We start from the raw sequence: 224 nt of genomic DNA, 5'->3' as shown, positions 1-224 counted from the left end.
GGCTACCTGACCCTGGATGCGGCGGGCAACGCCGTGTACCACAGCTACCCGAACTCGGTCAGCGGCCCGGGCGCGAGCGACGTATTCACCTACACACTGCGCGATGCCGACGGTGACGAAAGCACCACCACCGTCACCATCGACGTGCACAACAGCTGCCTGGTGGCGACCAGCGACAGCGACGTGACTGTCTTCGAAAAAGCCCTGGACCTGCATCAGGATGG

Annotated in this window: 1 protein-coding gene; it reads left to right on the top strand. The window is 63.8% G+C overall.

Annotation, left to right across the window (positions count from 1 at the left end; genetic code table 11):
* The coding region (locus tag NQL71_RS29820) for an Ig-like domain-containing protein (protein WP_274643807.1) at nt 1-224 on the top strand (224 nt) is incomplete at both ends.

This window comes from Pseudomonas serbica (genome assembly GCF_028823535.1).
Taxonomy (GTDB): domain Bacteria; phylum Pseudomonadota; class Gammaproteobacteria; order Pseudomonadales; family Pseudomonadaceae; genus Aquipseudomonas; species Aquipseudomonas serbica.
The sequence above is the reverse complement of the archived record's forward strand: the minus strand, read 5'-3'. Positions and strand labels throughout refer to the sequence as shown.